Origin of the sequence: Motilimonas eburnea (assembly GCF_021295345.1) — a bacterium.
GTDB classification, from domain to species: domain Bacteria; phylum Pseudomonadota; class Gammaproteobacteria; order Enterobacterales; family CBDFNC01; genus Motilimonas; species Motilimonas eburnea.
Map to the genome: position 1 here is coordinate 205,863 of NZ_JAIMJB010000003.1, position 21,180 is coordinate 227,042.

The 21,180-nt window shown below is 48.6% G+C and carries 15 protein-coding genes; 13 read left to right on the forward strand and 2 right to left on the reverse strand.

Features of this window, described 5'->3' with window-relative positions; all coding sequences use genetic code 11:
* Positions 1 to 315: 315 nt before the first annotated feature.
* The gene (locus K6Y21_RS04630; protein WP_233070598.1) at positions 316 to 2,544 is read right to left on the reverse strand and encodes a patatin-like phospholipase family protein; all 2,229 of its coding nucleotides are present in this window, start codon (positions 2,542 to 2,544) and stop codon (positions 316 to 318) included.
* Between the two features lie 248 nt (positions 2,545 to 2,792).
* On the opposite strand from K6Y21_RS04630, the gene K6Y21_RS04635 reads away from it, so the two are divergent.
* The 13 genes from K6Y21_RS04635 (at position 2,793) to K6Y21_RS04695 (ending at position 20,081) form a co-directional block, all read left to right on the forward strand.
* Positions 2,793 to 3,530 carry an acyltransferase gene (locus K6Y21_RS04635; RefSeq protein WP_233070599.1) on the forward strand — a complete coding sequence of 246 codons (738 nt, stop codon included), beginning with the start codon at positions 2,793 to 2,795 and terminating at the stop codon, positions 3,528 to 3,530.
* Positions 3,531 to 3,548: 18 nt separating this feature from the next.
* Positions 3,549 to 4,700 carry a glycosyltransferase gene (locus K6Y21_RS04640; RefSeq protein WP_233070600.1) on the forward strand — a complete coding sequence of 384 codons (1,152 nt, stop codon included), beginning with the start codon at positions 3,549 to 3,551 and terminating at the stop codon, positions 4,698 to 4,700.
* Positions 4,697 to 6,142 carry a GumC family protein gene (locus K6Y21_RS04645; RefSeq protein ID WP_233070601.1) on the forward strand — a complete coding sequence of 482 codons (1,446 nt, stop codon included), beginning with the start codon at positions 4,697 to 4,699 and terminating at the stop codon, positions 6,140 to 6,142. The genes K6Y21_RS04640 and K6Y21_RS04645 overlap by 4 nt, the downstream gene beginning before the upstream one ends.
* Before the next feature lie 122 nt (positions 6,143 to 6,264).
* Positions 6,265 to 7,347, forward strand: a complete 1,083-nt coding sequence (locus tag K6Y21_RS04650; RefSeq protein WP_233070602.1) for a glycosyltransferase — start codon at positions 6,265 to 6,267, stop codon at positions 7,345 to 7,347.
* 17 nt (positions 7,348 to 7,364) lie between these two features.
* The gene (locus K6Y21_RS04655) at positions 7,365 to 8,633 is read left to right on the forward strand and encodes a glycosyltransferase family 2 protein (protein ID WP_233070603.1); all 1,269 of its coding nucleotides are present in this window, start codon (positions 7,365 to 7,367) and stop codon (positions 8,631 to 8,633) included.
* A gap of 42 nt (positions 8,634 to 8,675) precedes the next feature.
* Complete coding sequence (locus K6Y21_RS04660; RefSeq protein WP_233070604.1) at positions 8,676 to 9,359, forward strand: sugar transferase; 684 nt, start codon at positions 8,676 to 8,678, stop codon at positions 9,357 to 9,359.
* 211 nt (positions 9,360 to 9,570) lie between these two features.
* Positions 9,571 to 9,891 (forward strand): STAS domain-containing protein, encoded by a 321-nt coding sequence (locus K6Y21_RS04665; RefSeq protein WP_233070605.1) that lies wholly within the window; start codon positions 9,571 to 9,573, stop codon positions 9,889 to 9,891.
* 72 nt (positions 9,892 to 9,963) lie between these two features.
* On the forward strand, positions 9,964 to 10,761 hold the full coding sequence (locus K6Y21_RS04670) for an OmpA family protein (RefSeq protein WP_233070606.1): 798 nt from the start codon (positions 9,964 to 9,966) through the stop codon (positions 10,759 to 10,761).
* A gap of 32 nt (positions 10,762 to 10,793) precedes the next feature.
* Positions 10,794 to 12,902, forward strand: a complete 2,109-nt coding sequence (locus tag K6Y21_RS04675) for an SLBB domain-containing protein (protein WP_233070607.1) — start codon at positions 10,794 to 10,796, stop codon at positions 12,900 to 12,902.
* 8 nt (positions 12,903 to 12,910) lie between these two features.
* The gene (locus tag K6Y21_RS04680; protein WP_233070608.1) at positions 12,911 to 13,681 is read left to right on the forward strand and encodes a P-loop NTPase family protein; all 771 of its coding nucleotides are present in this window, start codon (positions 12,911 to 12,913) and stop codon (positions 13,679 to 13,681) included.
* Between the two features lie 29 nt (positions 13,682 to 13,710).
* Complete coding sequence (locus K6Y21_RS04685) at positions 13,711 to 17,121, forward strand: PAS domain S-box protein (protein WP_233070609.1); 3,411 nt, start codon at positions 13,711 to 13,713, stop codon at positions 17,119 to 17,121.
* Entirely contained in the window at positions 17,102 to 18,619 is a 1,518-nt protein-coding gene (locus K6Y21_RS04690; RefSeq protein ID WP_233070610.1) for a SpoIIE family protein phosphatase, read from the forward strand. Before K6Y21_RS04685 ends, K6Y21_RS04690 begins: the two co-directional genes overlap by 20 nt.
* 25 nt (positions 18,620 to 18,644) lie before the next feature.
* Positions 18,645 to 20,081: a sigma-54-dependent transcriptional regulator gene (locus tag K6Y21_RS04695; protein ID WP_233070611.1), complete on the forward strand. Its 1,437-nt coding sequence runs from the start codon at positions 18,645 to 18,647 to the stop codon at positions 20,079 to 20,081.
* 68 nt (positions 20,082 to 20,149) lie between these two features.
* On the opposite strand, the gene trpS is transcribed toward K6Y21_RS04695, so the two are convergent.
* Positions 20,150 to 21,157 (reverse strand): tryptophan--tRNA ligase, encoded by a 1,008-nt coding sequence (gene trpS, locus K6Y21_RS04700; RefSeq protein WP_233070612.1) that lies wholly within the window; start codon positions 21,155 to 21,157, stop codon positions 20,150 to 20,152.
* Positions 21,158 to 21,180 lie beyond the last annotated feature (23 nt).

Sequence of the window (21,180 nt, forward strand, 5' to 3'; positions counted from 1 at the left end):
CATCCCACGGCAACGACCGCGAGGGCGGCACTCAATATAGTGGGATTAGCAGAATACCAATACATCAAAGCGCACTGCTACGCTCAGTTGGAGTAACATCCCACGGCAACGACCGCAAGGGCGGCACTCATCATAGTGGGATTAGCAGAATACCAATACATCAAAGCGCACTGCTACGCTCAGTTGGAGTAACATCCCACGGCAACGACCGCAAGGGCGGCACTCATTGTAGTGGGATTAGCAGAATACCAATACATCAAGGCGCACTGCTACGCTCAGTTGGAGTAGCCTTAGTTTAAAGGCCACTTCGTTCAACTAAAGCCTCGAGCCGAGAAAGAAGTAAACGGCATTATTGCCCCCTTCCGCCCAGCCACTGGCGAGGGTGATCGGCCCTAAGCGAGTATCCACTGAAATACCCAAGCTAGCGGCTGTTAGCATATTATCAACACGGATATCACGGCTGTTTTGCCAAATATTGCCTTGTTCAAAAGAGCCCGATAAATAGACAGGTAGTTTAATCGCACCAAAATCATTATCAAATAAACGGTAGCGGTAAACCACGGCGGCAAATACCTTATGGGGCCCCGATAACTCATGGTGAAGGAAGCCAGACAGGTTTTGATACCCCCCTAACTCAGGTAGCAAGGTTGGGATCCGCGTTTCTAACTCAGTGCCAGCATATTGCGCGTTAAGTTCAACGACATGACGCTGCCAACTGTGCACATTTTGCCATTGCAATTCACCTCGCCAGCCATGATCTTTAAGTGAATCATTTTCCCCCTCGATCCACTGCAACTTGCTGGTGAAACGCGTGCCTTTAGTGGGGAAAAAGGGATGATCTAAGCTGTCTACCCCAAGATAAAGATAGGGGCTATAAAAGTGAAAGCGAGAGTCAAAGCTCGATCCCACCAATTCCAGCTCACCCGTTTCCACTAATCCTCCTAATTCAAGGATAGCGTGTGAGGCGAGGTTGATGCCTAAGGAAGTAGCCAAACCTAAAGTACTGTAATCCGCCCGCCAATATCTCAGCTCTTCGGAGCCGGCCTCATCAGGAAAAAAATAATTACGCTGATCGGCAAGGTAGTAAATTTCCCCGTCCCAGTAGAACTTTTGTTCGACATCTAATGGAAAATAGAGCTCGGTACTCAGTAGCGTTTTCGTACCCAAAATCAGTCGATTACGCCACTCCGCGCCATAACGGGATAAATCGGTCTGGGTATAGGACAGCCCGAAATAGATATCGGTACTATCGCCACTGGTTTCTTCCATGCCCGCCATAAAATCAAAAAAGCCTGGCCCCCATGGCTTTTCCTTCGCGTAGACATTTAGCACCCGCTCACCTTCGCGCATATCAAAGCCATAGTCGACCCGCTCAAATACACCTTCTGCGTACAAGGCCTCAATGTTTTTTTCCAATTGCTGCTCGGTATAGGGTTCACCTTCAACCACTTTCAACCTTGCTAAAATCGTTTCCTCTGCAAGCCTTGCATCAGTGGCGACTTCAACGCGATCCACCACAAATTCATCACCCACAGGAATGCCTGCTCGCACCGTCATTTTTGACGCGTGATAGCGTTGATAGTCTTGTTCGGACACAGATAAAGAGGCTAACTCATGTCTTTGCAACTGAGCAGCCACGACACCTAACGGCAATATTTGTGCCATGCGCTCAAAATCACCGGTGCCAAAGGCGTTAATGGCGGGTTGGATCAAGATGTCTTGCTCTGTCATTAACGCGATCTGCTGTTGGGTACTCGATTGCGTCATAAAATTGGTTAACTGATCCAACACCATCAAATAGGAATCAAGCTGCTCCTTACTGCTTAATGGTGAAGCGATATCCACCGCGATGACGATATCCGCCCCCATTTCTTTTAGTACATCAACAGGTAAGTTATTCACTATACCGCCATCGGCCAACAAGCGGCCGTCAATTTCCATCGGTCTTAGCACCCCTGGCACCGACATACTGGCTTGCATGGCATTAGCCAAGTTACCCGAATCAAGCACATAAGGTTGCATCGAAGCCAGATCCACCGCTACCGCCCGAAACGGGATAGGCAGAGAGTCAAAGCTGGTAAAATATGGCAGGTTTAGGGTTGATTCTCGTAATAATCGCGCCATGGTTTCGCCTTGGATCACACCATGAGGTAAGGCGATTTTTTTACCATCGAAACCGATGTCTGACTGCAACATAAATTGCTCGGTTTGTTTCTTTTTCCGATAACTTAAGCTATCGCGGCTGACCTTGTCGGAAAAACCTCGGCTCCAATCGGTGCCCAGCATACGCTGCTCAATTTCATCGGCCGATAAGCCCGAGGCATACATGCCAGCCACATACGCCCCCATCGAGGTACCAGCAATATAATCAACCGGAATGTTGAGCTCCTCAAGCACCTTAAGCACGCCAATATGAGCCGCCCCCTTTGCCCCACCACCACCAAGGGCAAGACCAATTTTTGGCCGCTCATTGACCACGCGCTCACTCGCCACACTGTATGATGCAACCAACAGCAATGTGATAACCCATAAAATCCGCAACATTTAACTTCCCTACCCCCTACAGGCAAACCACCCTCGCAGATTATACCCCTGCGCCGATGAAAAATAGACCACATAACTTGCATTATGCAGCTCCCCCCCCATTGGGTGATTGCAATTTGCAATTAAATATCAAACAGCTCATTTCAGCATTATTTAATCAATTGAATTAATTAATAAAAATATCGGAACGTTTTCTGCTTAACCCTAACACAAGACAGTCAGCATTATCATGAAGATGAGGAAACACCATGACAACACTTAGTTTAACCCACGCCAAACAGTGGTTAAAAACGAGCCCGCACCCCTTTGCCCGCGGCTTGTTTAATACCCTTAAAACCCTGATGCAATGTTCAATTCCAGCTCCCAAGTGGCTGTTTAAACCTATATTTTGGTTTTATACCAGTTTAACTGGTCTGCTTAGCTGGCTAAGTCGCAGCTTATTTTGGACGCCGATGTTTAAAAGCCAATGTCGACAAACCGGCAAAGGACTTTTTCTCTACGGTGGCATGCCCTACATCAGTGGCTCACCATATATCTCCCTGGGTCACCATGATCGCATTAGTGGCCACATCACCATCTCTGGCCGTAGCCAAGAAAAAAGACCAGAGCTCATTGTCGGTGACAATGTCGATATCGGTTGGATGACCACCTTAGCCGTTGGCAGCCAAATTATTCTCGAAGATAACGTTCGCATTGCAGGACGCGCCTTTCTAGCGGGTTACCCCGGCCATCCGTTAGACAATGCCATGCGCGCAGCGGGCATGCCGGATACACCTGATCAAGTAGGCAAAATTCATATCAAAAATGGCGCGTGGCTAGCAACCGGGGTCAGTGTGATGGCCGGTGTGACCATTGGCGAAGGCAGTATTATTGCAGCTGGCAGTGTGGTTACAAAAGACATTCCCGATTTTGTTGTCGCTGCAGGCTCACCTGCTAAGGTGGTCAAACAGCTTACTCCTAGCGCCGCCTGTAGCCCAAAATCCTAACCAAATGAGGGCGTAACCATGACAAGATCTATGTTGGTGTTTGGTGAAGATTGGGGCGGCCTACCCAGCAGTAGCCAACACCTCATTAAAGGCCTGGTGCAGCAATACCACACTCGCGTAAATTGGGTCAATTCCATTGGCCTGCGCCAACCTCGAGTGAGTATTCGGGATCTTAAGCGCGTGATAAGCAAGTTAGCCAGTAAAGGCTCAGCCCAAGTACCACTTGCTGAAACAACCCCGCAAACAAATCAAGCCAAGCCCTTTAAGGTATTAGCTCCCAAGGCTTGGCCTGCACCACAACATCATTGGGCCAGAGCCATCGCCAGCCAAATGCTCGCCAAGCAATTAGCCGCATACAGTGCTGACATCATTTTCACGGCATTACCCACCGCAATTGACACTATCAATCAATTGCCTCATCAGGCCTTAGTTTATTATGCTGGGGATGATTTTGGCGCTTTGGCAGGCGTCGATCACACCACCGTTTTGGCCAGAGAGCACACCTTGTTACAGCAAGCCGATTTGGTGATTGCTGCCAGCAACGCCTTAGCCGATTTACTTCATTCAAGGGCCCCGCAGCAAAAGAATATTCAGGTTTTACCTCACGGCGTTGACCTGGAGTTATTTCAAAGTGCGGCTCCCCCTGCCGCTGAGCTAGGCTCAGGTCACCTCGTTGCAGGCTTCTACGGCAGCCTGTCCGAGTGGCTTAATCAACCCTTGCTCGTTGAGGTTATGCACGCCCTCCCTCATTGGCAGTTTGTGTTTATCGGCAAAATAGAAACCGATATTTCAATGCTATTGGCCATGCCTAATTTTGTTCATCTAGGGGCTAAGCCCCATCATCAATTACCCCGTTACAGTCAACACTGGCACGCAAGCCTGTTGCCTTTTGTTGATAACCCTCAGATCCAAGCCTGCAATCCACTTAAGCTACGGGAGTACCTCGCCGCCGGTCGCCCCGTGCTGAGCACCTATTTTCCGGCATTGGAGGAATACCGTGACAGTGTCCACCTAGTGCAAAATAGCCAAGATTTAGTACAGCATTTACGCGCAATTGAGCAAAACCAGCCTAGAATTCAACTAGCATGCCGACTTGGCTTACAACAAGTGCAACAGCAAAGCTGGCACCACCGCGTAACCCAATTAGCCACTTGGCTGGAGCGCTTATGAAAACCCAAACCAAGAGTCTAAGCTACCGTTTTTATTGCATTTTAGCCGGAGGCTGGCGACAACGTTACCTCATCGTTATGCCAATTTTGTTGATGCCGATATTGGGGGCGCTGATCGGCATAATGACGCCTAAGCAGTACCACGCTCACACGAGCATGTTGATTCAAGAAACCTCCAAGATGAATCCGTTTCTCGAAGATTTTGCCGTTTCCGCCATGCTCAAAGAGCGTATCGCAGCGCTGCAAACCTTATTGCATAGCCGTCATATTTTAAGCGCCGTTGCCCGTGAGCGCGGTTTGATCAATGAGGATAGCTCTGCCAGTGAGCATGACAGCGCCATCGCAAAATTGTCCAACGCGCTCAACATGAGCATGGCTGGAAAAGACTTAATTCGGATCGACTATAAAAGCCACCAGCCCGCTGGCATGAAAGAAACCCTCACAGTGGTCAGTGAGCATTTTATTGAGCAACTATTGGCACCCGAGCGCTCATCAATGCGAGATTCAACCCAGTTTTTGGCCGACCTATTGGTCGAGCGTAAAGCCGACTTAGCCCAAGCAGAGCAAGCACTCGCCGAGTATAAAAATATCAACGCCGCACAACTGCCCGAATTACATGTCAGTAGCGTGGCGCGCTTGTCGCAATTACAGCAAACCTTAGCCGAGAAAGAAGCCGAACTTGCTGGAGCTCGAAAAAGCTTGGGCAGCCTAGATGCGCAACTGTCCAAAACCAACCCAGTGGTGGGGCGCTTAGAAGAACAAATCGTAACCTTACAATCTGAATTGGCTGTATTAAGAGCGCGGTATACCGACAATCATAGCCAAGTGTTAGGAACCATACGTAAAATTAATCGCCTTGAAGCCGAACGCCAGAAAGCCCTCACCAATAATGACGCCGGGATCAACACCAGCCAATTGTGGGATATCGCCAGTACCGTTAGCCAGGATCAAAACCGCCCCAACAGCCAGCCATTGCTGATATCACAAATGGAAAACTTACAGGCAGCCCGTAGCCAAGTCACCCGTTTAGAAGAAGAAACGGCAAGCTTGGTAAAGCTGATTAAACCATTACAACAACAGGTTGCACGCTACGGTGAACAAGAACGCAGTTTGTCACAACTCATCCGTGAGATTGACGTTAAACGCGAGCTGTATCATGAGCTCGCTCAGCGCCATGAGATGGCCCGAGTGACCGGTTCCCTTGGTAACTACGAACAAGAGAAAAGAATAAAAATCATTGACTTGCCTTACACACCTAGCAATCCGAGTAACCTTCCTCTCATCATTTATGTCGTACTTGGGTTAATAGCAGGTATTGCCCTTGGCGTCGGTTTAGCCACCTTAATTGAGGTATCCGACACCACCATACGCCGGCAAGAGCAATTAATTTTACTCACTGGCAAGCCTGTTTTGGCGCGGATCCCACCATTGCAGGCTAATTAGCAAAACGCAATGCAGCCTGCTTTTAGCTAACAAACAAAAACAAAAAACCATTAATTAACAAAGAGTTATTATTGGCACAAAAAATGTACTTCTTCTTTTATCATCAGTAGGGGGAAGTCATCATGGCACAACACAACTCGATTCAAGTGGTACAACATTTAAAACCTGGCGGCATTGAAACCTTAGCGCTCGAGCTCGATAAGCTCAGCCCCAGCAAAGGAAACCGGTATATCTTAAGCCTAGAAGGTGAACGCCAACATGCCTTGAACACCTGGCCTCGCCTACAACCTGTCGCCAACCGACTTATCTTTATGAACAAGCAGCCAGGATTACGACTCGGCTTAATATGGCAGTTGGCTCAGTTATTTCGCCAGCTCAATATCAGTACGGTGCACAGCCACCATATTGGCCCACTTTTTTATGCTGGAGCTGCGGCTCGCCTTGCTCGCGTGTCACACTTGATCCACACCGAGCACGACGCTTGGTACCTGCGAGAAATGAAAAATCGCCGCTTACAAAAACGCCTTTGTAAACTGCTGCAACCCAAAATTATCGCCGACGCCAAACGCGTCGCGCTAGACGTAGCCAGCTACCTCAAGTGCCCTCCCCCTCAAGTCATTTTAAATGGGATCGATAGTCAGTATTTTAAGCCTGGCAATTCGGTATTGGCACGCGCCAAATTTAACTTACCCTACACCAAATACATCATAGGAAGCGGCGGTCGTTTAGCACCAGAAAAAGGCCATAAGTACCTTATACAAGCGCTGCCTTTATTGCCTAAACAAACCCATTTGGTGATTGCTGGCCACGGCTCAGAGTTTGTTCCATTAAACGAATTAGTAACCAAATTAGGCTTGTCCGATCAGGTGACCTTTTTAGGCCGAGTTGATGATATGGTGAGCTTCTACCAAAGCTTAGACGTGTTTTGTTTGCCTTCATTGAATGAAGGCATGCCACTGGCCCCTCTTGAGGCACAAGCCTGCGGTGTGCCAGCTGTCGTCACGGCCACTGGCGCATCCCGTGAAGCGCTTTGCCCCATTAGCGGCCGTATCGTACAAAAGGCCAATCCTCAAGCCCTTGCGGCGGCTTTACTTGAAGCCATGCTCAGTGAAACACAGGCCAGCATTCCCAGAGGCTTTGTCACCGATCATGCAGACATTCGCCGCACTATCGCAGCTTATCAAGCATTAACAAACGTATCTTAACGAGAAGGAAGAGCATCATGCAGTCCACTCAAGTTTACCTCCTCATCACAGATTGGCTAGGGGTCATTGAGGCCGACCTCAATCAAGGCCCATTAGCGTGGTTCACCTTAATCTGTATCACACTGGTCATTTATCATCACGTGGCTTACCCCTTGCTTCTAAAATGGATTGCCAGTCGCAAAATGGAGCCCGCCACCCCATCAGTGACCATTTCATCTTGGCCAGACATCACCATTTTGATGCCTGTGTTTAACGAGGCGAAATATATTGAAAGTAAAATTTACAACTTAGGTACGCTGGATTACCCCAACACCAAATTGAAAATTGTGATTGGGTTTGATGGTTGTAGCGACGATTCCGTGCAGCGCGCGCAGCACGCACTTGCCATGCCCGAAAACAGCCACCTCAATTGCCAGTTAGTCATCAACCCACACAACCAGGGTAAAGTGGGCTTAATCAATCAATTAATGCAAGGTGTGACGGCCACAACGGCTGCGGCTGACACTTGGGTCGCCTTAACCGACGTCTCGGCCTTGATCTCTTTCGACGCCCTAACCCTAGCCGCACAGCATATCGCCAACAGTAGCCATCAAGTGAACCAACATAAACCGGTTGGCGTGATTTGCAGTCATTATCAAATGTTACAACCCGGTAGCGAAGGCGAAGCGACCTATTGGCGCTACCAAAGTAACATCAAGCGACAAGAAGCCACCTTTGGTGCCACGTTAGGAGCGCATGGTGCCTTATATCTATTTAGACATGATTTGTTTTCTCCCCTCGCCAACGACACCATCAATGATGACTTTATCTTACCCATGCAAATTGTGGCCAAGGGCTATCGCTGTCTCTATGAACCCAATATGAACGCGGTGGAGCTAGAACAGGCTAGCCAACAAATGGACAGCCTAAGACGCAAACGCATTGCAGCCGGAAACACGCAACAACTTGTTCGGTTGCGTTCACTCTTATTGGGTAAAGCCGGGCTGGGGGTCGCCTTTACCTTTCTCTCAGGTAAGGCGTTAAGGGTATTAATGCCCTTTTTAATGCTGGCCAGTCTGATCTTAAGCGCTTGGCTAAGTTATCAGTCATGGATCTTTGCCAGCTTATGCTTGATTCAACTGAGCCTGTATACCTTGGCACTGCTCGCTCCCTTGCTTGATCCCCACTGCCCTAAGATCATTCGCACCATTAATTACTTGGTACTAGGGCACTGCGCTAACCTAGTGGGTAGCACCCGATACCTATGTGGCCTAGAGCAGCACAGATGGCAAAAAATTGAAAAATAACTTGTTTACAACTCGCATTATTAAAGATCAAAGAGGCTCACTATGAACACACTCCCATTTAAAACCGTAAGCGTTGACAGTGTTGCAGATGAATCTAGCTATATCGACCCCATGACGCGTCGCTGTAAACGTGCTTTTGATTTAATCATCGCCACCACCGCCTTGGTGATGCTACTGCCTTTGTTTCCATTAATAGCCCTTGCTATCAAATTTGATTCCAATGGCCCAGTGCTGTTTAGCCAACCACGTATTGGTCGAGCCAAAGCGCAGCAGACGGCTATTTTTAACATGCTAAAATTTCGAACCATGGTTGCCGATGCCGAACGATACAGTGGTGCAGTATGGGCGCAAAAATCCGACCCGAGGATCACCCGCATGGGTAAGTTCTTGCGCAAAACGCGTTTAGATGAGATCCCTCAACTGATCAATGTCGTTCGCGGTGACATGTCCTTGGTTGGCCCCCGTCCTGAGCGACCAGGTTTCTATGCAAAATTAGAACAAGCCATCCCATACTTTGCTGAACGCACCTATGAAGTATCGCCCGGCATAACAGGGCTTGCTCAGGTGAATCAAGGTTATGACACCTGCATTGAAGACGTGAAGAACAAAGTCGCCTTTGATCATGGCTACGCCTTAAGTTTATCGTCGCCTTGGCGCTGGTTAAAAACCGACTGCGCCATTTTACTTAAAACCTTACTGGTGATGATCACTGGCCGCGGTCAATAAGCGTCCCCAATAGCAAGGACGCGATGATGCCCCACCTCATTTATCCTCACCTTCTGTGATGGCAAGCTGCAAAGCGCTTTGCAGCTTGCAAAAAATACCAATCCCGGGTCTCACCAAATAATTAAAACCTACAAATTCAATACCTTACACATTGGCACTGGTTATGCAAACTCCTTTACTGTGAAAACACTTATGCAAAAAGGGGAAAACCATGGATATTTATACCAATACACCACAACAAGATGAGCTCGTCACCTATTTGAGTGGTGACTTTGATGCCCTCAACATCAACCAAATTCGTCAACAATTAGAAGAGGTTGCCAGCCAACATCAAGCTAATCGCATTATTTTGGACCTCTCACATGTGAACTTCATCGACTCTTCGGGAATTGGTGCCATCGTATTTTTGTTTAAACGCCTACATAAAGAAAAACGTCAACTAGAATTAATCGGAGCACAAGGACAACCTAGGCAACTTCTTGAATTGTTGAGAATTCATCAAGCAATGCCCGTGACATGGGCGAACGTATGAAAGCGCATAAAGAAAGAGTTTAGCCGCCACGCCCATTGACGATCAGGTGATAGGTTAAAAACAGGAGCCAATATGAAAGACAAGCTATTGAGTTTAATCGCCAGCCTCGCCCTTCTTTCTGGTTGCAGTCAATGGGCTGAACCGGGACAAGGCGGCATGGCGGAGCACAATTTGTCCGAGCTCATTCCAGTGGAAGCAGAGCAGCCTTTGACTGCCGATCACGGCCTGCGGTTTGACTTTGAGTTGCAACGCCAACTACTCGATACCTTAGTCAACCAAGGCGCACAGCTATGTTACCCCGCGACGGTTTCTCAACTGCAACAAAGAGAAAACCGCATTGCTCGCGAGCTCAAAGCGGGCATGAGTCAAGATGCTGCCAATACCTTACTGGTTCAACGCCAACAAACCGCTCAATTGGAGCGCCAGTTAAACCAAGCGTTAGCAGAGTCTGATTGCGTCATTACCCAGCGCGCACATCAAACCGCCACCCAAGTGGGCATGACCATAGAGCAACTATTAAATGCCGATAATCAGTTCGCCCTCAACTCAAGTGAACTCAACCCCAAATACATCGGCCGCCTTGCCGAAGCCGTTGCCTTATTAAAACAACAAGATCATTACCGCTTAATGATATACGGCCACGCCGACAGCAGCGGCAGTGAACAAGCCAATCAGGCTCTTTCACAAGCCCGTGCCGAACAAGTCTCTCGATACTTAGCTATTTTAGGCTTAGACCCGGCCCGCTTTGAGGTGGCCGCGATGGGCGAAAGCGCGCCGCTTTTCGATCAAGAAGGGGCAGAAAATCATTTAGTTAACCGCCGCGTTAGCATTACCTTGATTGAAAACGCGCATCAAACCCAAGCGCAATAACGATAACGAACAGCGTGCTCAAGGAGGCCACCATGTGGGGATGGATTCAACGTTTAGTCATAGTCATCATGTGCACCTTATGGGGGTCAGCATGGGCAGTGCCATCGCAACAATTAACCCAAGTGGGTGATTTGATCTATGTTAACTTACCTGGCGAAGACAGCTTAACAGGCGAATATGCCATTGATGAGCGAGGACGCATTATCCTGCCCGAGGCTGGCAGTGTCGAGGTGGCGCAATTAGATGAAATCGCGCTAAAAGAAAAAGTGAAAGAAACCTTGAAGCGGGTTTATCGCGACCTCGATAGCCTAGAGGTCTACGTGCTTGAAAAGCGCTTACTGCTGAAAGTCTATGGTTATGTCGAAAACCCCGGTTTAGTGGTGTTACCAGCCGATGCCAGTGTTCAGATGGCCCTCGCTAAAGCGGGCGGTTTACGCGCAGGGGCGCAGCTAAATAAGTTGCAATTACGACGCGATAACCAAACGCAAACCTTTAACTATAAAGCCTACCTTGATTCAGGCGACAGCAGCACTCTGCCGGCACTTGAGCCACTGGATACCCTATTTGTTCCCGCCTCCCCCATGACGGGTAACATAGAGGTTGAATTTGATCCGGCCAAAATGGCGCTTTCAGGTGATGCTTCGGAAACTCGCAGTGCTATCAAGGTATTTGGCGAAGTCAACAGCCCTGGCAGCTTCTCCTACAAACCCGGCAATAGTTTAGTGGATTTGATCATGCAAGCCGGCGGCGTCACTCGCTATGCAGGGGTCGAGCAAATCCGCGTGATCATCGATAACGAGCCAAAAACATTTAATTTAAAACGGTATCTGGATACGGGTGACAGCAGTCATTTACCACAAATCGCCGAGGGCACCACGATATTTGTTCCCAAACAGGAAGAAGAAATCAAATCAGGAGCCAATACCGTGTATGTCATGGGGGAAGTGTTTAAACCCGGTGCCTATGAAGGTAAAGAAGGGGCCACCTTTATCGATATTCTCGCTAATGCTGGCGGCCCAACCCGCTTTGCAGAAAGCCGTCAAATTCGCATTATCAAAGGAGATGGCAGCATAGTGCCCTTTGATATGACGGCTTACACCGAAGGGCAGCTCGCTCGGATCCCGAGCGTACAATCGGGCGACGCGATTTTTGTGCCAGAAAAAACCGACATGAATGAAAAATCTTGGCTAAAAGTAGCGCCGGATCGCGCCGTCAATGTGATTGGTGAAGTGGTACGGCCCGGCCGTTATGAATGGTCTAATGAAATGTCATTGTTAGATTTACTCGCCCATGCTGGCGGCCCCACGTCACGAGCCGATACCAGCAATATCGATGTGTTGATCCCACAAGGCGGCAGCACCAACACCATTAAGTTCAACCTAGATAATTACATCAAAAGCGGCGGCAAGGGCGCCCCCTTACCCGCTATCTATGCCGGTACGATTATTCGCATTCATGATTTGCCCCAAGATCCCAGTGATAACAAATCCCAATGGGTTCGCCAGTCATCTGAAAAATCCATCTATATCTTCGGTCAAGTCGGTGCACCGGGTCGTTATCGCTTCAATGATGATATGCATTTTCTCGATATCTTGTCGGCCGCCGATGGACCCACAGATCAAGCTGACATTCACAATATTCGAGTCAGCCATCGCAACGGCGGCCACGCCCGCGTCAGTAAACTCAACCTAGCCTTGTATTTTGAAACCGGCGATGAACATATACTGCCTAAAGTGCAAACCGGCGATACCATTTATGTCCCCGAAAAAGATCGGCTTTGGCTAAGCCAATCAAAAGAGACGACGGTTCGTGTGTTAGGCGCGGTTAACAAACCAGGGCGCTATCGCTTTGATGACACCATGACGATCCTCGATTTGCTGGCAGAGGCTGGCGGCCCTACGGACAAGGCTTATTTAGAAAAAGTCACCATAGTCAATTTATCTTGCTGTAAAGATAAGGCCACTACCTTTGATTTGCTGGAATTTAGTCAAACCGCCAATTTTGATTCGCTGCCCTTAGTTCGTGTCGGCGATACCGTTTATGTCCCCAGTAAAGAAGACAGCAACTTATACAAAGCCCGTGAAGGCTTGACAGATATCTTCCAGCTGGTGTCGATTGCGGCATTAATCGGTTTATTCTAGGAGGCCCTATGACTCAATTAGCCCCGATAACGAACGAGTATGACGGCGCCTTTAACGCCAGCGCTAAATTGCACCAATACCAAGAGCTAGAACAGATCTACAATCAAACCTTTGGTCAAGGGATCCGTACCCTAGCCGTAGTAGGGTGCGCGCCTAAAGAAGGCGTGACCACCCTGATTAGCGCCTTGGCTGAGCGCACCTTGCTCGCCGGTAAGTCAACCTTAGTGGTTGATCTCAATTTACATCACCCCAGTCTGGCACGTTTACTCCCCAGCCAAGATACGGCAACGAATACCGATATATCAACACAAGATAACCAAGCAGAATTGGTGAGTATTAACCACAGCCAAAGTGTTTTCACGGGTATATGCATAAGCCAACGCCGAGAATGGCTACAGAAATGTCGTGAGCCGCAATTTCTCAAGCAACAATTAGCCGGCTGGCTTGAAGAATTCGACCATGTGCTCGTCGATACCAGTGCCTTAAACCAACGTAATCAGCAAAATATTCCGGCTGAATTAGTCGCCGCCGCAGCCCAAGGCTGCGTTCTCGTCGCGCAAGCGGGGCAATCAACCGAAGGCATGCTCCAATCTGCGCTCGCCCGCTTGGACGAAGCCAGCGCTAACTTGCTCGGTTGTGTCATTAACGATCAATACAACCCCCGTTTAGCGGACGAAATATGCAGGGAAGTTAGGCGGTTACAAAACAAATTGCCCAAGTTAGCAGCTTGGCTATGTCAGCGGGTCAAACAAACCCGTCTCCTTAACACCGAAATTTAACCTGTCATCGATAGAATAAGGTCAGCATTATGAGCTTCAGGATTAAAAATACCCTTGCAACCCTCATTCTCACCCTGCTGATTTTAGTGGCCAGTCTAGGCTACTTGCACTATCACATGGCGAAACTACATCAGCAACAGGTTCAACACCAAAGCCAGTGGTTAGCCAAACAACTCATTGCACAGCTTCAACAAACAGACCAAGATGCGTCAAGCCTCAAGCAAGCCTTGCAAGCTCTCATAAAACGCTCCCCCCTACTTCAGGTGCGCCTGCTTGATGATAACCAGCGTGTGTTGGTTGAAGCCAATACCACCTTAAGCCAACCCGTTGCACCTTATACCTTCATTCACCCTTGGCCCAATGAAAAGGGCGGCATCAGCCAGCTAGCCTTGGTGATTGACACGTCACAAATCGCTCCCCCATTACCCGTATCCACCAGCTTGGGCGTTGCGATGAGTATTTGGATACTCAGTGGGGTGATTGCGTTTTTTATTTCAAGTGCCATTAGTCGTCAATTAGAAGATTTAAAGCAAGGTGCCATTTTGGTTCAGACCATGGGGCCGGGCCACCAACTGCCCGAGTTAGTCAATCACGAGCTCAGTGAGGTCACGCAAGCATTTAACCGCATGTCCCTTGAGCTTGCCAATAATCAGCAAAGCTTACAAAGCTCCAATCAACAGCAGCAAAAAATTGCCACTATCGCTAATAAAAACACCGCGTTAAACAAAGCGATCCTATCTGCCTCCCTCGATGGCATTATTACTATCGACCATCAAAGTAAGATCATCGAATATAACCTACAAGCACAAGCCATGTTTGGTTGGAGCCGCGAGGAAATGCTAGGCCAATCCCTAACGGATCGCATTATTCCTCCTGAGTTTCGTGAAGCGCACACTAAGGGGATGAAGCATTATATGGCCTCAGGGGAAGGCCCTGTGTTCGGGCGGCGCTTAGAATTAGTCGCCTTGCATAAAGACGGCCACACTATCCCGATTGAAATCGCTATCTCACCCATTCGCTATGGCGGCGAAGCCCTGTTTACCGCATTTATTCGCGATATTTCCGAGCGACTTGAAGCTGAGCAAGAACTCAAATTAGCAGCCCATGCGTTTGACTCTATTGAGCCTATGTTTATTACCGATGCCCAAGGCACCATATTGCGTAGCAACCGGGCCTTTTCCATGGTCACCGGGTTTAGCGCTGAGGAAGCCATCGGACAAAATGCGCGACTGTTATCTTCGGGTAAACATGATCCCGCCTTTTACCGCGAAATGTGGCGTGCTCTATTACAGAATGGCCAATGGCACGGTGAGATCTACAATCAACGTAAGAATGGCGAGATTTACCCCGAGCATCTTACGATTACCGCGGTAAAAGATGCAGATTTAAATGTCAGCCATTACATTGCACACTTTATTGATATTAGTGCACAAAAGAAAAATGAAGCCAGATTAAAACAAGCTCGCCAAGAAGCAGAGCAAGCCAGTGAGGCGAAAAGCCGCTTTTTAGCCACCATGAGCCACGAAATCCGTTCACCCTTGAATGCCATTATTGCCATGACGGATATGTTACTGGAGTCCGAACTTAACGCAGAACAGCAAGAGCTGGCCCAGCTGGCTAGCCAAGGAGGCCATACCTTAATGGCCTTGATAAACAACATTCTCGATTTTAGTAAGATTGAATCCGATCATTTGGTGCTGCAACAAGATTGGTTTAGCTTACAACAAACTGCCGAAGCCGTGGTCACTCTGCTCGCCCCCCAAGCACAACAAAAAGACATTGCCTTGTGTTTAGCCATCGATCCCGACTTGAAACAAAGTTACTTTGGTGATCCACTCAGGTTAAGCCAAGTGTTAATTAACCTGATCAGCAACGCTATTAAGTTTACCGAGCAAGGCGGCGTTGCCGTCACCATCAGCATCGTTCGCCAGCAAGGTATCGATATTCAAGTCAGAGACACGGGGATAGGCATCAGCGAAGCAGACCAAGCCAATATTTTCAGTGAATTTGTCCAAGCGGAAAGCAGCTCTAATCGGCGCTTTGGCGGCAGTGGTCTTGGTCTTGCCATCAGCCAACGCATCATTGAGTTAATGGATGGCACCATAGAAGTCGCAAGTACCTTAGGACAAGGCTCTGTCTTTACGGTTTGGCTGCCACTGCAAGCAAGTAAGGATGCGGAGCTCGTCATCCCAATCAAACAACGCGGAAACCCCCACCAATTGCACTTTTATCACGCGATTGATAATCAAGTGCTCATCGATAGCTTGACCAAGCAGCTCGCTTGGTTTGCACTCCCTTTGATCGATATTCGCAGCCAATCAGCCAAACTTGAGCAACCCAGCCTGGTATTTATTGATAACGATCTTTCGGGCCAGCGACGTCAAGCGCTCTCCATCGAGAACACGGCGCAATTAGAATTTATTAACCTACTGCCTCTGGATAAACAAACCCTATTTCATACCCAGCGCCCAGAAGGTTATCAAGGCAGTTTGGCGCTGCCGATCAAGCTTAACAGCCTAGTGCAATTACTTGGCAGTGGCAGTGTCACTAAACATCATCTTCACGCTCATCAAGTTGAGGCTAACCCCAGTATCACCGCCAGTCCAAATCCTCAACATATTCTCTTGGTTGAGGACAGCCCAACGAATCAAGCCGTGGCCAAGGCGCTGCTAAAGAAAATAAACCCTGTCATCAGTGTGGCTGAAAATGGCAAAGACGCCGTTCAGCAATGTAAGCAACAAAAGTTTGCTTTGATCTTAATGGATCTGGCGATGCCCGTGATGGATGGGCTAACGGCCACCGAGATGATCCGCAATGGCGCGGGATTGAACCAACAAACCCCAATTATCGCCATGACGGCCAATGCGTTTGCCGAAGATAAGAACCGTTGCTACCAAGTTGGTATGAATGACTTTCTTAGCAAACCTTTGGATAAAGACGTATTTCGAAGTACCGTGCTGGAGTGGTTAACACTGGCGGCCAGTGTCAACGACCCCGATGAGCAGCCAACCGCACAGCCAACACAAGAGCAGCAGGCGGAGCCCGCTGCAGAATCAACACAAGCTGCGCCGGTGTCGGTGAATAAATCAACCCTAAAACAACTTAAAAAAGACATCCCAACCCAGGTATTGAATGACATTTTGGCCATATTCAGCCAAGAAAGTGAGCAAAGGATCGCCGATATTCACCATCACTATCAACAGCAGGATTGGCGCTTACTTGAAATTGAAGCTCACAGTTTAAAAAGCAGTGCGGGTAGCTTTGGCCTGGAACAATTACAGCAGCTGGCAAAAGCCATCGAAGACCTTAGCCACCAACAGCAAGCGTCCGACTTGGCGCCCTATATTGAGAAATTAGCGCACGTCTTTAACACGTCACAACAAGATTTGCAGCTCGCACTTGCGGCGATGGAGAGCCAAGATGAAAAAGCAACTGATTGATATAGAAAGGGCTGCCAACCTTGAAGAGATAAGTTTAGTACGCCACTTATTGGCGCGCGTCCTTGCTACGCTGGCGATTTCCTCCGCCAATCAAAATAACATCTTACTTTGCTTTGCCGAACTCACGAGCAATATCATCTTACACGCCAACCCTAGCGCTAAAGTCATCCGCAGCCAACTCACTTGTGACAGCGACACCTTGCAATTGTCATTGCTTCACGATGGTCAAGCCTGGCAACCAGAGCGCCCTCAATCCCTCAAACTAGATAACAGTATCAGTCAGCAAACCCATGGGCGAGGCTTGGGTCTACTCCAAGCCTTATGCCCTGATTGGCAATTTCAACTCACCCCCATGGCAGGCATTGTGATGCGCTGGCCTAATCCGCCTGTGCCTCAAGCCGATAAACTCTTGCTGGTTGAAGACGACAACACCATGCGCACACTGTTATCGGCCTATTTAAGCACCGACTATGAGATAGATTGCGCCAATAATGGCCAACAAGCGTGGCAAATGCTGCAGCAAAATAACTACTTATTAGTGCTATCCGACATTCATATGCCCACCATGGACGGCCTTGCTTTACGGGAAAAGACCTTAAGTTTACAAAATACCAGCTTGACCCCGTTTATTTTCATTAGCGCTGATTCAGCGGATACCATCAAGAGCCGCGCGAACTTACTGGCCATTGATGACTATTTAGTCAAGCCCATCGACAAGCAAGCCCTGTTACAAACGATAGACCGGGTATTGATGCGCTATCATCAACTCAGTCATGATTTCAGCGCCATTATCAACCAAAGGATCAGCAATAGTCTGCCTTGCCTTACCCCAAGGGACACCCATGATTGGCGCTTTGCACTCATTGCACGTAATACCGGCCAAGGAGGCGGTGATTTACTCCGCACTTACCCGCAGGGCGATAACATTAGGCTTATGCTGTGTGATGTAGAAGGCCATGATATTGATGCTAAATTTTTTGCTCATGCTTGGGCGGGGTATTTACATGGGCTATGTAAAACACAAGCAGCCAACCCCTTATCCCTGTTGTTACAGCAAATATCCCAAGCCGCCTTTGCCGACCAGTTATTGCAACAAAAGCTACTCACCCTCCTTGCCCTCGACCTGGCTCCCAAGGGACACTTTAGTTATGCCTGTGCTGGCCACCCGGCGCCACTGTTAATTTGCCAGCAAGAAGTTAAACAACTCAGTGGCTCAGGCATGTTGGCGGGGTTAGTGGCGGATACTCAATACCAAACCATGCACGGCCAACTTGAACCGGGACAACGATTATTGCTGTTTACTGATGGTTTATTTGAATCCGCCAAAACGACATCACAACGCCAACAATTAGAGCACACCTTACTCGAACAACTCCCCCTTACCCTGACACTTCCTATAAAACAGGCAGCGCGTCATTTAATGTCTGTTTTTGAGCAATACGCCACACTAGACAGTGATGATACCTTGCTATTATTAATTGAACTCAATGACAATTAAGTCACCTATTTTTCAGGAGCAATCCATGCATGTAATGCCCAAAGTGTTACTGGTTGAAGATACCCTATCACTGGCTGCAACCTATAAGCATTACCTGAGCAACGAAGCCATTTTTTTAACCCATGTTGATAGTGGCGAACGGGCGAAGCAGGCCATCGCTGATTTATTACCCTCTTTGGTGCTATTAGACCTCAAGCTACCCGATATGTCAGGTCAGGAGGTGTTAGCCTGGATCCGTGAACACGAATATCCCTGTAGTGTTGTGGTCATGACAGCCCATAGCTCGGTGGATGTTGCGGTAGATGTTATGCGTCTCGGGGCACAAGACTTTCTGGAAAAGCCCTTTGATGCAGCCCGCCTTCGCACGACGGTCATGAACGCATTAAAACAGCACCGGCTCAACCATATCGTGGCAGAAATTCAAAGCACGGCACGCACCAATTACCACGGTTTTATTGGCTCAAGCCTTGAAATGCAAGCGGTTTATCGCATCATCGATGCCGCCGCCCCCAGTAAAGCCACGGTGTTTATTACCGGCGAAAGCGGCACAGGCAAAGAAGTGTGTGCTGAAGCTATCCACAAACAAAGCCCACGAAAAAACAAACCTTTTATCGCCTTAAATTGTGGCGCCATTCCCCGTGACTTAATGGAAAGTGAAGTCTTTGGCCATGTTAAGGGGTCGTTTACCGGTGCTTCAAGTGAGCGCCAAGGGGCTGCAAGTTTAGCTGATGGAGGCACCTTGTTCCTTGATGAAATAGGGGAAATGGATCTCGATCTTCAGACCAAGTTACTGCGCTTTGTACAAACCGGCGTGGTACAAAAAGTGGGTGGCAGCAAAGCCGAGCAGGTTGATGTACGGTTTATTTGTGCCACTAATAAAGAGCCTTTAGCCGAAGTCGCGGCAGGACGTTTTCGCGAAGATCTGTACTACCGATTACATGTGGTGCCCATTGCCCTGCCCCCTTTGCGTGAGCGCGGTGATGATATCATTCGCATTGCCGAGGCCTTTCTCGAGCAATTTAGCCAAGAAGAGAGCAAAAACTTTAAAGACTTATCTCAACCTGTGATTGAGCGGCTATTAGATTACCCTTGGCCGGGTAATATCCGCCAGCTACAAAATATAATCCGCAACGTAGTGGTGCTAAATGATGGCGAATCGGTGTCACTTGAACATTTACCGCCGCCCCTTAATCAAGCGACGCCACAAAAAGCGGCTGAAACTAAGCCGAAGGCCGCGCCCAGCCAGTCCATCCCAGCCCCCCGAGAACAAACAAGCACCCGTGTCGCCGAAGCCGCTACGCTGTTAGACATGCCAGTACGCCCTCTCGCCGAGGTGGAAAGAGACACCATAGAGCACGCGATTAACCTTTGTGATGGTAATATCCCTAAAGCCGCCGCCCTGTTAGCCGTGAGCCCCTCTACCATCTACCGCAAGAAAATGGTCTGGGATCAAGGCGAATAACTTTCACCTACAAAAAAGCCGAGGGAAACAACCTCGGCTTATAATCTAGCTAAGTGTTTAGCAAACCATTAACGCGGACGGGGAATAAAGCCCACCGCATCGTACACCGCTTTTAAGGTTTTCTCGGTGCGAATCGATGCCTTTTCAGCACCCAGTTTCATGATCCGCTCTAACTCGGTTTGATCTTCACGGATCTGATGGAAACGCTGCTGAATAGGCTCAATCATGGCGACCATGGCAGCTGCGGTATCTTTTTTCAGATGGCCGTACATTTTATCTTCGTATTCAGGCACTAAGTCAGCAATGCTGCGCCCCGTTGCCACCGAAAGTAGCGTTAATAGGTTAGAAACGCCCGGCTTCTCTGTGGTATCAAAGTAAATACGGGCTTGCTCATCGGAGTCCGTTACCGCACGTTTGAGCTTTTTCTCAATTTGCTTTGGCTCATCTAACAACATGATGTAAGCGCCAGGGTTTTCGTCTGACTTAGACATCTTCTTGGTTGGCTCTTGCAGACTCATCACGCGCGCGCCTACCTGCGGAATAAACGGATCCGGCACCTTAAATACCTCACCGTACAAGTTGTTAAAACGCGTAGCGATGTCACGAGTCAACTCTAAGTGTTGCTTTTGATCTTCACCCACTGGCACCTTGTCGGCTTGGTAAATCAAAATATCGGCCGCTTGCAATGATGGGTAGCTAAATAAGCCCACATTGATATTGTTAGCATGCTTGGCAGATTTGTCTTTAAACTGCGTCATACGATTTAACTCACCCATTTGGGTGTAACAATTTAGTACCCAAGCCAACTGGGCATGCTCTGGCACTTGAGACTGGACAAACAGCGCCGATTTTTCAGGATCAATGCCGCACGCCGTGTACAGCGCGACACCATCAAGCACACGGTCGCGTAAAGCTTGTGGCTCTTGACGCACAGTAATCGCGTGTAAGTCAGCCAGCATATAGAAACAATCATGGTCCTGCTGTAAATTCAGCCACTGGTTGATTGCACCGATATAGTTTCCTATTGTCATGCCACCGGTAGGCTGAATGCCACTTAATACAACGGGTTTTGCCATAATTCTTTCCTTTATTTTCTACT

Coding starts and splice junctions, on each gene's coding strand:
- K6Y21_RS04660 (WP_233070604.1), top strand. CDS start 8,676: ATGAACACACTCCCATTTAAAACCGTAAGCGTTGACAGTGTTGCAGAT.
- K6Y21_RS04650 (WP_233070602.1), top strand. CDS start 6,265: ATGGCACAACACAACTCGATTCAAGTGGTACAACATTTAAAACCTGGC.
- trpS (WP_233070612.1), bottom strand. CDS start 21,157: ATGGCAAAACCCGTTGTATTAAGTGGCATTCAGCCTACCGGTGGCATG.
- K6Y21_RS04655 (WP_233070603.1), top strand. CDS start 7,365: ATGCAGTCCACTCAAGTTTACCTCCTCATCACAGATTGGCTAGGGGTC.
- K6Y21_RS04685 (WP_233070609.1), top strand. CDS start 13,711: ATGAGCTTCAGGATTAAAAATACCCTTGCAACCCTCATTCTCACCCTG.
- K6Y21_RS04665 (WP_233070605.1), top strand. CDS start 9,571: ATGGATATTTATACCAATACACCACAACAAGATGAGCTCGTCACCTAT.
- K6Y21_RS04640 (WP_233070600.1), top strand. CDS start 3,549: ATGACAAGATCTATGTTGGTGTTTGGTGAAGATTGGGGCGGCCTACCC.
- K6Y21_RS04635 (WP_233070599.1), top strand. CDS start 2,793: ATGACAACACTTAGTTTAACCCACGCCAAACAGTGGTTAAAAACGAGC.
- K6Y21_RS04680 (WP_233070608.1), top strand. CDS start 12,911: ATGACTCAATTAGCCCCGATAACGAACGAGTATGACGGCGCCTTTAAC.
- K6Y21_RS04690 (WP_233070610.1), top strand. CDS start 17,102: ATGAAAAAGCAACTGATTGATATAGAAAGGGCTGCCAACCTTGAAGAG.
- K6Y21_RS04670 (WP_233070606.1), top strand. CDS start 9,964: ATGAAAGACAAGCTATTGAGTTTAATCGCCAGCCTCGCCCTTCTTTCT.
- K6Y21_RS04630 (WP_233070598.1), bottom strand. CDS start 2,544: ATGTTGCGGATTTTATGGGTTATCACATTGCTGTTGGTTGCATCATAC.
- K6Y21_RS04675 (WP_233070607.1), top strand. CDS start 10,794: ATGTGGGGATGGATTCAACGTTTAGTCATAGTCATCATGTGCACCTTA.
- K6Y21_RS04645 (WP_233070601.1), top strand. CDS start 4,697: ATGAAAACCCAAACCAAGAGTCTAAGCTACCGTTTTTATTGCATTTTA.
- K6Y21_RS04695 (WP_233070611.1), top strand. CDS start 18,645: ATGCATGTAATGCCCAAAGTGTTACTGGTTGAAGATACCCTATCACTG.